Genomic DNA, 13,149 nt, shown 5'->3' with positions numbered 1-13,149 from the left:
AATCCCCCTTCTATATAGCCAGCGTTTGCAGCAGTGACCGGTATTGGCTCAGCATTTCGGCCTGATTTGGTGTCGCGTTCAGTTCGTGCTCGTCGCATTCGGCCAACGCCTTCGCGATGGTCCCCCATTTGCAGTCGCCTTCAAATAGAAGGCGTTCGCGAACATGGGCGCGGACGGATTCTTGCAGTTCGGGCGGCAGCAGGGCCGGGCTTTCGGCGTAGATGATCCGCGCGCCAAGCAGCGCGAAGCGGCTTTCGGTGAATTGTGAAAGCAAGAGATGTCGATCCGGCCAGGGCGCGGCATGAAACCGGTCCATGAGCCGTTCGTCAGGCGTCGAGGCAAAAGCGCCATAGATCATCTGCTCGACATGCTCCGGCTCGTCATACTGAATCTTCGAGCTTTCGTAGGCCTCGAGGAGGCGGGCGACGAAGGAGGCGTCGGCAAGCACGGCAGCCGCTCGATGCGCGATTTCCGCTTCCGACAGGCCACCAAGCGACCAGGCCGGTGCGTCGTCGATCGACCGCAACGTTGGCGCCGCGTTGATCTTGACCTTGCGAAGAGGCTTGGGCCTATCGGTGATGCAAGCCATCAAGGCATGATCGGGCATCGCCGCGAATGCCGCCGGATCATGGCTCAAGTCGAAGCACAGGTGCTTTGTGGATTGCTCGCGATCGACGCCGACGCAGATTATGGGAAAGTGTTTCTGCCCACCAAAGCTGTAGAATTCACTGAGCAGGACGGGATCACCGTCCAAGAGAAAGGCTTCGGTCGCCGCCTTTTGCGAGAAGCGAATGAAGTTCGACCATTCGGCCGACGCGCCGTCGGCGATAATCCGGCACATGTGGATGACGGCCTCGACGTCGGCCATCGCATCGTGGGCATTGCTGTGGTCAAAACCGTTGGCCGGCGCGAGTTGGTCGAGCTTAAAGTTCGGCCTACCGTTGGCCTTCGATGGAATGACCAGGCACTCGGGCTCGAACTGGGCGACCGCCTTGACGAGCATCATCGCGTCCGCGCGCGCATTCCCCTCGCGCTGCGTCAGATAGGGGTTGTGCAGGGTCTGATACTGCGCCTGCCGCAGCAATTCCTCGTCAAATGCCAGGCTGTTGTAGCCGACAAAAATCGCGGGCGCCCATTCGAGCATTTTTGCGCGAATGGCCCTGACCATCGCATAATGGGTCGGCAGGCTTGGATCGGTTGCCTGCTCGATAGAAACGCCGGTTACGAGCATCGCCCCCGGCGACATGATCACATGCGGCAACAACCGGCAGCGGATCTCGAACCGGTCAATCTCTTCGAGATTTTCGTCGGTCTTTATCGCGGCGAATTGCAGAATCTGATCGAAGCGCGTGTCCGTCCCGGTGGTCTCGGTATCATAGAAGATGAATGCCACAGGAGCCCCCCACTCGCTCAGCTCAAGGCCAGCAACCTGAATTGCAGCGCAGACATGCTCACCTTGAAGCGCTTGGCGATCGTCTGCAACTGTTCAACATCATCCAAATCGAACCCTTTTGTGTCGATCAGGGGAGCGAGCAACTTCGTTGGCATCAGCAGTTCCGAGGCGAAGGTATTTGCTTCGATTTCCATTCGATTTGTTCCCTGCGATGCTTCTGTATCGCGGAGCAGGATGGCGAAGCCCTTGTCGACATGGGCGGTGCCGTCAATTTCATGCTGGTGAAGGACATGATGGCCAAGCTCGTGCGCCATCGTGAACCTCTGCCGGTTGGGATGATGCAGCGCATTGACGCCCACTATGCCGACGCCGTCCTTGATCAGCGCCATGCCGGACAGTTCCTGGTCAAGCGGCGAAAATTGAACCCGTATCCCGCGTTTCTTGATGATCTTTTCCACGGGAACGGGAATCGATACGTCACCATATTCGGCCAGGATACGGCGTGCTTCTTCGCGGGCGTGTTGCTTGAAGGTCGTCATCGCGGCGCTTCGACCTTTTCAGGGCCCAGGGCGCTGCGGACCAATCTCTCCAAATCCGACAATTGCACTTCGGAAAAGCCATCCGGATCGATGTTCAGCATGGAAACCGACGACGGAGTGTCGGGTTTCGGCAGCGTGGCCGGCACTAGGTCCGTGATCGATTTGAGGGCGAGCACCCGCGCGATCGCGTAGACTTGGTGCAACAGCACTTTCTGGCGGCCACGCTCGACGTTGGCGATTGACGCGCGGGACACGCCAATCCGGTCGGCAATGTCCTGTTGAGTAAGGCCGAGCGACGTGCGCCGGGCCGCCATTGCCCGCCCGAGCTGCGCGTAGATTGCCATGTCTTCCATGGGAAGCGGTGTGACAGGCTATCCTTCGCTCGTCAACGTCACAAACAATTGTTTGTGATAAGCACAACACAAAGTTGGCATGGTTGACATGCGCGAAAGGATTCGGGATATGGGTGCCACGGCACGCGGTTGATCGAGTCGCAGGCGAAAGGATTGGAAATGCAGTTGGAAGGTGCAGTGATCCGGGAACAGGGCGTGACCTTTGCGGTCGTCGTGGTGAAGCGCCACGTGACCAGCAATCGCGGCGAAGCCTCGCGAGCGATTCAAGGCTTTGGGCGCTACTTCCCGGGGATGCCGATTGTCCTGATGTCCCAGGATGCCAGCGGGCAGGCCACCTATTTCGGTCGGCCCGACATCTCGAAGTTTCTCGTCGGGGTGCCGCAGCACGCCATCCCGTGGAAGCGCTACACCTTCAACTGATCCGATAGGAGATTTTATGGCCAAGAATACGGGCAACAATTTTCGTCGCGGGGCGGTGACTGGCCGTACCCAATTCCAGCGCCCCGACGGCAATTACCAGAAGCGCGACGAGCGCACGGGGCATTTCATGACGGTGAAGGACGACGGCAGGCCCTTCAAGGGCGTGGCGAAAGAGCCCGATGGCCGGGATGGCCCGAATTCCTGATCTCCATCATTTCATTTCGAAGGGATTTTCGAATGGCAGACGTAAGGGTTACCTGCATCAACAAGCAGCCGCGCAACAATACGCACGAGGGCATCACCCATCTGGGCGGCGCGACCTGGCACTGGACGCGCCAGGCTGTGATCAATTCCATCGAAGCCAAGACCAACACGTTCTTCACGCTCGTTGGCGGAAATCGCGCGGAGATCGGCGTCGTGAACGGCGCGAATGGCAAGTACCTGCGCACCTATGCGGATGGAAAGTGGAACGACAATCTCTTGGCGCTCCCGGAATGTTCGAACGGGTAGTTCGCTGAGGCGGGAGGTGGCATGGACTGGCTATGGACCTGGAGCGGCGCCTGTTTTGGCTATCGCGATGGCGACGACCTTTGGACCTATGACGGGTGCCATGTCGGTCGCTTTCATGGCAATGAGATCTTTGGCCGCGATGGCCGCTACCTTGGCGAGCTGAGAAACCAGAACCGGTTGATAACGCATCGCTCGAAGTCGGGATGGAGAAAGCCGGGTTTTGGCGTTTCCGGGCGTCGGGGTTCTTATGCGTGCTATGCCAGCTATGCGGGCTACGCAATGTACGCTGGATATGAGGACTTCCCCGCGCCGGAGGCCTTCCGTTAGATCGAAAGCAGGCGTGCGCGAGCGATGGATCGAAGAGCATGATTGAAATTGAAGGAAATTTGTTCGTCGGCGGCGAATTCGATGAGCAACAGGTGCGCGGCCAACCGGGTTGGTTTTTCATTCATGCCTGCAAGGAACCCTATCACCGGCAGGCATTGGGCTATGCTGGACGAGCCGCCTCCAAGGATCATCCCGAATATCTGGTGGCTCGACGCGAGGGGCGCTTAATCCTGAATCTGGTGGATGCTGCCGACGTCAATTACATTCCTGCCGACATCGTCGACGCAGCGCTGGCTGCAATTCATGAGAATATCGGCGGTCATCGAATCCTGCTCCACTGCAATCAGGGGCAATCCCGATCACCGACGATTGGCCTGCTCTATCTGCTTAAATTCACCGACCGGCTGAGCGGCTTGGACATGGACGCAGCAATTGATGCGTTCCGGTCAATCTATCCCCATTATAATCCAGCGCGAGGCATGGCCGACTATACGCGGAACAACTGGCAGCGTTATCGTCCCGCTAATCGAGTCTGAAGTAGGCACGCAGCCTCGCTCCTTTCATCAAACCGAACACAGTTGAATGAGCGCACACGGCTTACATCAACGTGCGCATGCCCGTTTTTGCCCACACCCGTATTGCGTAACTTGACACCGAACGTCTGTCGGGGTAGAAGAAACCATGAAGATCAGGAACGTGGTCCACAAGGGATTGCGGCAATTCATTGAGGATGACGATGAAAGCGGCATTCAACCCGCCGTTGCCGCCAAGGTCCGGCGCATGGTCTCTTTCCTTCAAGACATGGAGCGGGCGGACGAGCTTCGCACCGTCCCGAACTGGAAGGCCCACATGCTGACCGGAGACCGCAAGGGAACGTGGAGTCTGTTCGTCACCAAAAACTGGCGGATGACGTTTCGGATCGACCGCGAGGAGATCGAGATTATCGACCTCGATTATGAGGATTACCACTAGGAGGTGTCTATGGCCGCGATTGCAGGCATCCGGTTGAAGAACCCGGCCCATCCCGGCGGCTTCATCAAGTATGAGGTCATTGAGCCGCTGGGCCTATCGGTCACTGCGGCGGCCGACGTGTTGGGCGTGACGCGCGCGACGCTATCGACCTTGCTCAACGAACGCGCACACCTGTCGCCGGAAATGGCGCTGCGCGTCGAAAAGGCGTTCGGTGTATCGATGGACACACTCATGCGTATGCAGAATAGCTACGACATCGCACAGACCCGCAAGCGCGAGGGGGAGATCAAGGTTGCGCCGTTCAAGGGCAAGCCAGTCGAGCCGCACGCTGCGGCCTGACCAGACATGAATCTCATCAAATCAAAAAAGCGCGTCGCCGATCATGGGGAGGTATTCACTCCGCCCTGGCTCGTGGAAAAAATGCTCGATCTCGTAAAGGGCGAGACGGAGCGAATTGACGCACGTTTTCTCGAACCCGCTTGCGGAAGCGGTAACTTCCTTGTGCCGATCCTGCAACGCAAGCTCGCCGCCGTGGAGCTGAAATTCGGTAAGTCCGATTTCGAGAAGCGGCATTATGCCCTGCTGGCGGTGATGTGTGCTTACGGGATTGAACTGCTGGCCGATAACATCGCCGAATGCCGGGCGAATATGCTTGAGGTTTTTGCCGAATATCTCGGTCTGGCCGAGACGGATGAGATTTACCGCGCCGCTTCTTATGTCTTGACCCTTAATCTCGTGCATGGGGACGCGATGACGATGCGTGACACGGCGGGCGCACCGATCAACGTGGTGGAATGGGGCTATTTGGGTAAGGGCAAGTTCCAGCGCCGCGATTTCCGGCTGGACGTGCTAACCGGCATGGCAGACCTCACTGCTGAAGGCCTGCTTTTCGCGGGTCAAAAGGTTCATGAAATTTTTAAGCCTACCTCATCACATCCGCCGATGACGGTGAGCGATTTGGCGGGCTTTGCCACCGGCGAAACGGGGGGAGCCGTATGAACGGACAGGCGGGGTTTACGTTACGGGGGCGCAATCCCGATGTTCTGACCTGCATCGCCAATCTCTCTAACGATGAGGTGTTCACGCCGCCAGAGTTTGCCAACAGGATGTTGGACACCCTGGCGGAGGCTTGGGCCGCGCGCAACGGCGGCGCGAACATCTGGGCCGATAGCACGGTCACATTCCTTGATCCTTGTGCCAAATCCGGCGTTTTCCTCCGGGAGATCGCCAAGCGGCTGATCGCCGGACTGGCAGCGGAAATCCCCGTCCTACAAACGCGGGTAAATCACGTTCTGACCCGGCAGGTGTTTGGAATCGGCATCACCACGCTGACCAGCTTACTGGCGCGGCGGAGCCTCTATTGCTCGAAACATGCCAATGGCGAACATTCGGTGGCAGAGGGCTTTGCGGGAGATGACGGCAACATCTGGTTCCAGCGCACCGAACATAATTGGGTGGGCGGCGGAAAATGGATCGAGGTGACAGACGAGGCAGGCAACACGTTAAAGAAACGTGGCGATGCCAAGGACGGCAAGTGCGAATTCTGCGGGGCTAGCCAACACGCGCTTGATCGTGGTGAGGGCTTTGAAACTCATGCCTATGCGTTCATCCATACCAACAACGTTAAGGCTCGCATCAGCGAGTTGTTTGGAGCCGACATGCAGTTCGACGTAATCATAGGCAATCCGCCCTATCAGTTGGATGACGGCGGTTTCGGTACAAGCGCCGCGCCGATCTATCAGATGTTCGTGGAACAGGCGCTGGCGCTGGAACCGAAGTATGCGATTTTTGTCACCCCATCGCGATGGATGACTGGCGGCAAGGGTTTAGACAAGTTCCGCGAACAGATGCTGGCCGACAAACACCTGCGGGTCATCGTAGATTACCCCAAACTCTATGAAGCTTTTCCGGGTGTAAAAATTCGGGGAGGTATTTCCTATTTCCTGTGGGATGGGGACTATCAGGGTCCATGCCAGTTTCAGACGATTTGGGATGGGCAGCCAACTGGGCCAGCGGTTGCTCGACACCTAAACGCTTACGATGTTCTGGTACGGCGGAATGAAGCCGTGCCTATTCTCGAAAAGGTGAAGGCGGCGGGTGAACCGACTCTCGATTCTCGCGTATCCAGCGGTAAGCCATTTGGTTTTCGTACCTTTTTCCATGGCAAACCCAGCGCGGCAGGTCTCAAGGATGCGGTAAAGCTGTTCGGCTCACAGAAAGTTAGCTGGATTGAACGCTCCCAAATCGCCACCAATCCGCAGTGGATTGACGAATGGAAAGTTCTGATGACCGCCGTGCAAGGAACCAGCGCTGCCGTCGAAACCAAGTTCCTCAGCAAGCCTATTATCGCCGAGCCAGGCACCGCTTGTACGGAAACCTATCTGGTTGCGGGCCATTTCGACAACGAGGCGGCGGCAAGAAATTACGCGGGCTATCTGCGAACGCGCTTCGTGCGCTTCCTGGTATCCCTTCGCAAGGTAACGCAACACGCCACGCGCGATGTTTACGCCTTTGTACCGGATTTGCCGCTCGATCAGCCCTGGTCGGACGAAAATCTCTATCAGAGGTATGGGCTAACAGCAGAAGAAATCGCCTTCATCGAGGCTCAAGTCGCTGTGCATCAAGATGCGTGGGTTGACGAACTGGCCCCGGACAACGCCATCGATGAATAAGCCCACTATCGAGGAAATCCTCACCCCGAAACCCGAAGCGCGTCCGCGCATCTATGCCTATGCCATCGCCGCCAATACGCATAATGGCCTTCTCAAAGTCGGGCAGACGACCCGCGACGTGAAGCAGCGTGTGGCTGAACAGCTCAAAACCGCCGCCATCACCAACTACACCATCGAGTTAGACGAAAGTGCCCAACGAGACGATGGCGGCATCATTACCGATCATGCCGTCCGCGATGCCTTGAAACACAAGGGCTTTGCCAACCCGCAACTCGAATGGATGCAATGCACGGTTGCGGACGTAAAAACCGTGCTGGCCGAGTTGCGCACGGGCCAGCAATTCACAGGTACGCACCATGAGGATTTCCCGCCGCGCAAGGAGCAGGCCGAGGCGGTGGAACAAACCTACGCCTATTATCATTCCCGCTGGCAACAGGACGCTAATGCCGTCCCGCGCTTCCTATGGAACGCGAAGATGCGTTTTGGCAAAACGTTCACCAGTTACCAACTCGCCAAGAAACTCAGGGCCAAGCGGGTGCTGGTGCTGACCTTCAAGCCCGCCGTCGAGGATGCTTGGCAGACCGATCTTGAATCACACGTCGATTTCAACGGCTGGCAATATCTCTCACGCAATTCCGGGCGCGATCCCAGCCAGATCGACGACGACAAGCCGGTGGTCTATTTCGGCTCGTTTCAAGACCTATTGGGGCGCGACAAGGCAGGTAACATAAAAGCCCAGAACGAATGGCTCCACACGATCAACTGGGATCTAGTGGTTTTCGACGAGTACCATTTCGGCGCATGGCGCGAGACGGCGAAGGAGCTTTTCGAGGGCGAGGATCCGGCGGTCGTCAAGGCAGCCACCAAACTCGAAGCTGATCTTGATGCCGTAAACGAAGATTTGGAGGTGCTTTCAGTAAGCGAGGTCGAGTTTCTACCGATCACCACACGAGCCTATCTCTATTTGTCGGGCACCCCCTTCAAGGCGCTGGCTACCGGCGAGTTCATCGAGGAGCAGATTTTCAACTGGACCTACACCGACGAACAGCGAGCCAAGGCCGAGTTTGCAGCGCAGAATTCCGATAAGCGCAATCCCTACGGCGCACTGCCCCAAATGCGTCTCCTGACCTATCAGATGCCCGACGAACTGCTGGCGATTGCCAGCGCCGGAGAGTTTGACGAATTTGACCTCAACGGCTTCTTCGCCGCCACCGGCATAGGTGACGCGACAGAGTTCAAGCACAAAACCGATGTGCAGAAATGGCTGGACATTATTAGGGGTGGCTATGCGCCGCAGGCCGTTGAAAGCCTGAAAACCGGCACTCGACCGCCATTTCCTTATTCTGATGTGCGGCTGCTGCCCTATCTGCAACATTCGTTCTGGTTCCTGCCCAACGTCGCCGCATGTCACGCGATGGCGAACCTGCTAGCCGAGAAGCACAATGTGTTCTGGCACGATTACAGGGTGATCGTGGCGGCGGGCACATCGGCGGGGATCGGCCTAGATGCCTTGCCGCCCGTTCGGCTGGCTGTCGGCAGCGGTTTCGATAGCAAGACTATCACGCTGTCATGCGGCAAACTGACAACCGGCGTCACAGTGCCACAATGGTCGTCGATCCTGATGCTTCGTAACCTCAAATCCCCGGAAACTTACTTTCAGGCCGCGTTCCGGGTGCAGTCGCCTTGGTCGATCAAGAATCCCAACGGCGATAATCCGAACGAGGAAGAAATTCTCAAACCCGTCTGCTTCGTGTTCGATTTCGCGCCAACCCGCGCGCTGCGCCAGTTGTCCGAATATGGCATCGGCCTTTCGCCCGGCGAGGCGAACCCGGAAAATGCGGTGCGTGAGCTTGTCTCCTTCTTGCCGGTGCTGGCCTATGATGGCGCCAACATGACCCAGATCGACGCGGGCGGCATCCTCGACATCGCGATGGCCGGAACCTCGGCGACGCTGCTGGCGCGCAAATGGGAATCCGCGATGCTGGTCAATGTGGACAACGACACATTGCGCCGCATTCTCGACAATCCCGAAGCGATGGCCGCCGTCGAACGCATCGAGGGCTGGCGCGCGCTGGGCGACAACATTATAGAAACCATTATAAACAAGAGTGCTAAAGTAAAAGACCTCAAGAATAAGGCCAAGGGCGGCGATCTTACGGAGCAGGAGAAGAAAGAGCTAACTGACGAGGAAAAGGAATACAAATCCAAACGCAAACTCGTTCAAGAAAAGCTTATTAAGTTCGCCACGCGCATTCCAGCGTTCATGTATTTGACGGACTTTCGCGAAAATAAGTTGCAGGATGTCATAACCAAGCTGGAGCCAGACCTGTTTCTTTCAGTCACCGGCTTGACGGTAGCGGACTTCCACCTCTTGGTGAGCTTAAGAGTGTTCAACACCGAAAAGATGAACGAGGCCGTGTTCGCGTTCCGCCGCTATGAGGATGCTTCCCTTCGCTACACCGGAATTGAAAGCCACGAGGGGCTAACCCACTACGGTCTTTACGATACGGTCGTAGCGAGAGATTGAAACAGCGGTGCGACCTTTCCCTGTTTCGAGGACCAAAGAGGCTCTACTGTTTTATCTCAACCATAGGACCTTATGCGGGCGAAGAGCTGATTCCGTCAGTCGCAGTCGGCTCCTCCGTCCGCCATCGTTCGCTTTTTGATATTCGATATGATGACAAACCCTCTCAGTTCATGGGTACAGTTGTAGGTCAAGACGCTAGATGTACTTGTCTAAAATAAGAGGAACGCGACTTGCCTATACCTGACTACCAGACGCTTATGCTACCGGTGCTCCGCCTCGCCGCAGAAGGTGAAACACGCGTACCTCATGCTGCGGACAAGTTGGCGGACGCACTTCATCTTACTGACACAGAACGCGAAGAACTTCTTCCTAGCGGTCGGCAGCGTATTTTTCACAACCGCATTCACTGGGCTAAATTCTACTTGAGCAAAGCCGGACTGATTGACAGCCCAACCCGTGGAAAATTCGTGGCCAGTGAAGCCGGATTGGCGCTCCTCTCAAATAAACCTGTCAAAATAAACGTTGAGACACTCAAAACATATCCGGCATTTCTCGACTTCTATAGCAAGAGCGGCAATAGCGGTACAAACCCAGACGAAGCGCCCGCAACGAAGGCCGCCGCAGCGTCCGACATCACGCCAGAGGAGCAGATTGACGCAGCCTACGGCGTGCTTCACGCCGCGCTCAAGGCTGATCTCTTGCAACGTACCCTTGCCCAAAGCCCCGCCTTTTTCGAGCGCGTTATCGTCGACCTATTAGTTTCCATGGGGTACGGCGGCAGCCATGATCAGGCAGCGCTTCAACTCGGCAAGAGTGGCGACGGCGGCGTGGACGGAGTGATTGACGAGGACCGTCTCGGATTGGATCGCATTTACATCCAAGCGAAGCGCTACGCGGCCCACGTCGGCGTGGGAAGGCCAGAAATCCAAGGATTTGTTGGCAGCCTTGTCGGCCTTGGTGCGAACAAAGGGGTATTCGTCACAACCTCCACCTTCAGTTCGCCAGCGGTTGAATATGCGCGCCATCTTCCACAACGGGTGATCTTGATAGATGGAGAGCGATTGGCCGAACTGATGGTCGAGCACGGCGTCGGCGTGCGCGTTAGCCGTACTGTCGCTGTCAAGCGATTGGACGAGGACTTTTTCATCGACGAGTAAGACAGCGACCGCATTGACAGCTCCGCGCCGACTCGGCAGCCATTCTATCCTGTCTTGCCTTTGTCGCTTTCCAGCCGCTCGACTTCGCGTTCTAGTACGTCTCTGATGAAAGCCGCACGCCGCTGACGCCCGACTAGCTTGTCAATTCGTTCGCCTAACCCTTCGGGTAAACGAACATTGGTCGATTTTAAGTTGAGCGGCGGTCTTCCCATATGTTTGTCGTAGCCGCGCATGACACCCGTTCAACCTGAAGCATAATAAGCGGTGCCGCTTATTGCATATTTCTTCCCTTTCGCGCTATAAGCGGTGCCGGTTACACTTTCCGGCGCGGCTGATGCGTGCCGGATGGCTGAAGGAAGGAAGGCTGATGAACTTATGCAACTTCCCACCGCGCGATTCGAAAATCGTCTCTTCCAGACGCGGATTGCTGCATGGCTTGATCGTCGCGCCTGTCACCGTATCGACGATTGCCTCGCCCTGGGCAAAGGTGTTGGCATCGCTTCACCGGCATTATGAGGACGAACCAGCCACCCTTGTTCGGACCAAGACAGGCCGTGCACGCAGCCGCGACCGCTATGATAGCGCAGAAATCGCCTTCGCTCCAATCGAGGCGGGTTTCTTTGCGCGAGACGTTCGCGTGACGCTACATCAGGCGGGGGCCGTCGCCAAGCTGGTGCTTTGCGCGCATCTTCTGGACATCGGTTTTCCTGACGACTGGAACGCGGCGCATATCCGGCAGGACATTACGAAGGCGCTGGCCTACGCCAACGCTACCGGGTTTGGCCATGATTGCCCCGACATGGCGCGGCTCGCGGTCATTCTCTCGCCCTATTGGAAATGGGGCTATCCGCATCTGATCGGCGACCCGCCGATAGATGACGGCGGCTTCACACCTGATCGGGTCCGTCCGCTTGTGCGCGCCTTGCTGAACCGCGTGGCAGACGTAACCGGCCACCCGCGCCCGCAGGGTATTAAGGGCCATCAGCGGGAGGCGCTGTCATGATGTTGCGCACTGATGCCGACCATCTGCCCGTGCCGATCCGGGCGGAGCTTCTTCGCATCGCAACTATCCTGTTCGAGGCATTCGAGGAAACAGCCAAAGGCAGGCTGTCGCAGCAGTATCGGGCAGGTCGGATTCTGACCCTGATCCTGCATGGCCCCCATGCCGAGAAGGATTGGGGACAGGTCGCGCCGGGAGAAGCGTTCTGCCTGCTGGCAATCGTCAACTAGAGCATCGAGCCTTTAATCGGACGCATATCCAGCGGCTTTGAGGAAGTTCCAGCATTCGTCAGGCGTGTAGAGGTCGCAGATATTGCCGATGGCCTGCCATAGGGCATGGATGGTCCTTGCGCCGGTGCGGCGCAGATGGGCTTTGAGTTTGGAGAAAGCCATTTCGATCGGGTTGAGGTCGGGGCTGTATGGTGGAGTGAAGAGGAACCATGCGCCCCGGGCCTTCAATATGGCCTTGGCTTTTTCACTTTTGTGGCTGGAGAGATTGTCGAGGATGACGACATCGCCCGGCTTGAGGGTCGGGGCGAGTTGGGTTTCGACATAGGTTTCGAAGGTTGTGCGGTTCATGGGGCAGTCGATGACCCATGGCGCGGTCAGTCCATCACAGCGCAGCGCCGCGATGAAGGTCTGGGTTTTCCAGTGGCCAAAGGGCGCTCGCGCCTTGAGGCGCTGGTCACGGCGGGCCCGTCCTCGCAGCCGTGTCATCTTCGTCGTGGTTGCCGTTTCGTCGATGAAGACCAGCCGATGCGGCGCCTTGCGCAAGCTGGACTGCCGATAAACGCGCCAGTTCCTGCGCGCCTGGGCAACATCATCGCGTCCGCACTCCGAGGCCAGCAGCGTTTTTTTTGAAGCTGTAGCCGGCCTTGAGCAGCGCACGCGACAATGAGGCAGGATGGGCCCGAACGCCGGTTGCCGCGACAAGTCTGGCCGACAGTTCGGGCATGGTGATGTCCGGCTCGGCATCGACCCATGTCATCAAGGCCGCCATATGCGGTGCCAGCTTGCCATCACCGGGTGGACGCCCTTGCCGGGCAGGTGCCGATGATCCCGTCCTCCCCACCCGCTGCGCCAGCTTCACAGCGCAACTGGGGCTCACCCCAAAATGACGCGATGCTGACCGACGCGATTGCCCGGCTGCAATGTGATCGGCAATCCGGTCCCGAAGATCGGCTGAATAGGCTTTCCCCATGATCCACCTCCATCAACGGTGAATCATATTCTCGCTCCTCTGAAAATCCCCAGATTCCTATTTCAGGCACGATGCTCTA

18 protein-coding genes are annotated in these 13,149 nt (G+C 57.5%); 13 read left to right on the top strand and 5 right to left on the bottom strand.

All coding sequences use genetic code 11. From position 1 onward, the window contains the following. Positions 1-10: 10 nt before the first annotated feature. Genes DM806_RS03355 through DM806_RS03345 form a run of 3 tightly spaced genes read right to left on the bottom strand, consistent with a single transcriptional unit; the run spans position 11 to position 2,285 of the window. Positions 11-1,393: an exonuclease domain-containing protein gene (locus DM806_RS03355; RefSeq protein ID WP_179041829.1), complete on the bottom strand. Its 1,383-nt coding sequence runs from the start codon at positions 1,391-1,393 to the stop codon at positions 11-13. 17 nt (positions 1,394-1,410) lie between these two features. Beyond that, complete coding sequence (locus tag DM806_RS03350) at positions 1,411-1,932, bottom strand: ImmA/IrrE family metallo-endopeptidase (protein ID WP_179041828.1); 522 nt, start codon at positions 1,930-1,932, stop codon at positions 1,411-1,413. Then, complete coding sequence (locus tag DM806_RS03345; protein ID WP_179041827.1) at positions 1,929-2,285, bottom strand: helix-turn-helix transcriptional regulator; 357 nt, start codon at positions 2,283-2,285, stop codon at positions 1,929-1,931. Before DM806_RS03345 ends, DM806_RS03350 begins: the two co-directional genes overlap by 4 nt. Before the next feature lie 129 nt (positions 2,286-2,414). Between DM806_RS03345 and DM806_RS03340 the strand changes: the two genes are divergently transcribed. From DM806_RS03340 to DM806_RS03290, 11 genes are all read left to right on the top strand, one after another. Then, complete coding sequence (locus DM806_RS03340; protein WP_218647341.1) at positions 2,415-2,705, top strand: hypothetical protein; 291 nt, start codon at positions 2,415-2,417, stop codon at positions 2,703-2,705. Positions 2,706-2,721: 16 nt separating this feature from the next. Then, positions 2,722-2,910: a hypothetical protein gene (locus DM806_RS03335; RefSeq protein WP_179041826.1), complete on the top strand. Its 189-nt coding sequence runs from the start codon at positions 2,722-2,724 to the stop codon at positions 2,908-2,910. Positions 2,911-2,942: 32 nt separating this feature from the next. Beyond that, positions 2,943-3,215: a DUF3892 domain-containing protein gene (locus tag DM806_RS03330; protein WP_179041825.1), complete on the top strand. Its 273-nt coding sequence runs from the start codon at positions 2,943-2,945 to the stop codon at positions 3,213-3,215. 21 nt (positions 3,216-3,236) lie between these two features. Beyond that, positions 3,237-3,542 (top strand): 4-fold beta flower protein, encoded by a 306-nt coding sequence (locus DM806_RS03325; protein ID WP_179041824.1) that lies wholly within the window; start codon positions 3,237-3,239, stop codon positions 3,540-3,542. A 38-nt stretch (positions 3,543-3,580) separates the two neighbouring features. After that, positions 3,581-4,078, top strand: a complete 498-nt coding sequence (locus tag DM806_RS03320; protein WP_179041823.1) for a protein-tyrosine phosphatase family protein — start codon at positions 3,581-3,583, stop codon at positions 4,076-4,078. A 145-nt stretch (positions 4,079-4,223) separates the two neighbouring features. Beyond that, positions 4,224-4,514 carry a type II toxin-antitoxin system RelE/ParE family toxin gene (locus tag DM806_RS03315; protein ID WP_179041822.1) on the top strand — a complete coding sequence of 97 codons (291 nt, stop codon included), beginning with the start codon at positions 4,224-4,226 and terminating at the stop codon, positions 4,512-4,514. Between the two features lie 9 nt (positions 4,515-4,523). Beyond that, the gene (locus DM806_RS03310) at positions 4,524-4,853 is read left to right on the top strand and encodes a HigA family addiction module antitoxin (protein ID WP_179041821.1); all 330 of its coding nucleotides are present in this window, start codon (positions 4,524-4,526) and stop codon (positions 4,851-4,853) included. A gap of 6 nt (positions 4,854-4,859) precedes the next feature. Continuing rightward, positions 4,860-5,513, top strand: a complete 654-nt coding sequence (locus DM806_RS03305; RefSeq protein ID WP_179041820.1) for an N-6 DNA methylase — start codon at positions 4,860-4,862, stop codon at positions 5,511-5,513. Next, positions 5,510-7,186 carry an Eco57I restriction-modification methylase domain-containing protein gene (locus DM806_RS03300; protein WP_179041819.1) on the top strand — a complete coding sequence of 559 codons (1,677 nt, stop codon included), beginning with the start codon at positions 5,510-5,512 and terminating at the stop codon, positions 7,184-7,186. The genes DM806_RS03305 and DM806_RS03300 overlap by 4 nt, the downstream gene beginning before the upstream one ends. Then, on the top strand, positions 7,179-9,713 hold the full coding sequence (locus DM806_RS03295; RefSeq protein WP_179041818.1) for a DEAD/DEAH box helicase family protein: 2,535 nt from the start codon (positions 7,179-7,181) through the stop codon (positions 9,711-9,713). Before DM806_RS03300 ends, DM806_RS03295 begins: the two co-directional genes overlap by 8 nt. A gap of 230 nt (positions 9,714-9,943) precedes the next feature. Beyond that, positions 9,944-10,870 (top strand): restriction endonuclease, encoded by a 927-nt coding sequence (locus DM806_RS03290; RefSeq protein ID WP_179041817.1) that lies wholly within the window; start codon positions 9,944-9,946, stop codon positions 10,868-10,870. 44 nt (positions 10,871-10,914) lie between these two features. On the opposite strand, the gene DM806_RS03285 is transcribed toward DM806_RS03290, so the two are convergent. Beyond that, the gene (locus DM806_RS03285) at positions 10,915-11,103 is read right to left on the bottom strand and encodes a hypothetical protein (protein WP_179041814.1); all 189 of its coding nucleotides are present in this window, start codon (positions 11,101-11,103) and stop codon (positions 10,915-10,917) included. Positions 11,104-11,237: 134 nt separating this feature from the next. Here DM806_RS03285 and DM806_RS03280 point away from each other — a divergent pair, with 134 nt between their 5' ends. Further along, the gene (locus tag DM806_RS03280) at positions 11,238-11,873 is read left to right on the top strand and encodes a hypothetical protein (RefSeq protein WP_179041816.1); all 636 of its coding nucleotides are present in this window, start codon (positions 11,238-11,240) and stop codon (positions 11,871-11,873) included. Continuing rightward, a complete protein-coding gene (locus DM806_RS03275; RefSeq protein WP_256869080.1) occupies positions 11,870-12,100 on the top strand; it encodes a hypothetical protein in 231 nt (76 codons plus the stop codon). Before DM806_RS03280 ends, DM806_RS03275 begins: the two co-directional genes overlap by 4 nt. Positions 12,101-12,112: 12 nt before the next feature. Here the strand turns inward: DM806_RS03275 and DM806_RS03270 are convergent. Then, positions 12,113-13,070 (bottom strand): IS630 family transposase gene (locus DM806_RS03270; protein ID WP_179041815.1). Its coding sequence is split into 2 segments (ribosomal slippage): positions 12,113-12,749 and positions 12,748-13,070, totalling 960 coding nucleotides; the frame shifts between segments, so codons are not numbered across the junction. Positions 13,071-13,149 lie beyond the last annotated feature (79 nt).

This window comes from Sphingobium lactosutens (genome assembly GCF_013393185.1).
GTDB lineage: Bacteria > Pseudomonadota > Alphaproteobacteria > Sphingomonadales > Sphingomonadaceae > Sphingobium > Sphingobium lactosutens_A.
Note: the sequence above shows the minus strand (reverse complement) of the source record. Positions and strands in the feature narration are given on the sequence as shown.

Excerpts from the sequence above, each read along its gene's own strand:
- DM806_RS03350 (WP_179041828.1), bottom strand. The coding sequence starts at position 1,932 with ATGACGACCTTCAAGCAACACGCCCGCGAAGAAGCACGCCGTATCCTG.
- DM806_RS03345 (WP_179041827.1), bottom strand. The coding sequence starts at position 2,285 with ATGGAAGACATGGCAATCTACGCGCAGCTCGGGCGGGCAATGGCGGCC.
- DM806_RS03335 (WP_179041826.1), top strand. The coding sequence starts at position 2,722 with ATGGCCAAGAATACGGGCAACAATTTTCGTCGCGGGGCGGTGACTGGC.
- DM806_RS03330 (WP_179041825.1), top strand. The coding sequence starts at position 2,943 with ATGGCAGACGTAAGGGTTACCTGCATCAACAAGCAGCCGCGCAACAAT.
- DM806_RS03325 (WP_179041824.1), top strand. The coding sequence starts at position 3,237 with ATGGACTGGCTATGGACCTGGAGCGGCGCCTGTTTTGGCTATCGCGAT.
- DM806_RS03320 (WP_179041823.1), top strand. The coding sequence starts at position 3,581 with ATGATTGAAATTGAAGGAAATTTGTTCGTCGGCGGCGAATTCGATGAG.
- DM806_RS03315 (WP_179041822.1), top strand. The coding sequence starts at position 4,224 with ATGAAGATCAGGAACGTGGTCCACAAGGGATTGCGGCAATTCATTGAG.
- DM806_RS03310 (WP_179041821.1), top strand. The coding sequence starts at position 4,524 with ATGGCCGCGATTGCAGGCATCCGGTTGAAGAACCCGGCCCATCCCGGC.
- DM806_RS03305 (WP_179041820.1), top strand. The coding sequence starts at position 4,860 with ATGAATCTCATCAAATCAAAAAAGCGCGTCGCCGATCATGGGGAGGTA.
- DM806_RS03300 (WP_179041819.1), top strand. The coding sequence starts at position 5,510 with ATGAACGGACAGGCGGGGTTTACGTTACGGGGGCGCAATCCCGATGTT.
- DM806_RS03295 (WP_179041818.1), top strand. The coding sequence starts at position 7,179 with ATGAATAAGCCCACTATCGAGGAAATCCTCACCCCGAAACCCGAAGCG.
- DM806_RS03285 (WP_179041814.1), bottom strand. The coding sequence starts at position 11,103 with ATGCGCGGCTACGACAAACATATGGGAAGACCGCCGCTCAACTTAAAA.
- DM806_RS03280 (WP_179041816.1), top strand. The coding sequence starts at position 11,238 with ATGAACTTATGCAACTTCCCACCGCGCGATTCGAAAATCGTCTCTTCC.
- DM806_RS03275 (WP_256869080.1), top strand. The coding sequence starts at position 11,870 with ATGATGTTGCGCACTGATGCCGACCATCTGCCCGTGCCGATCCGGGCG.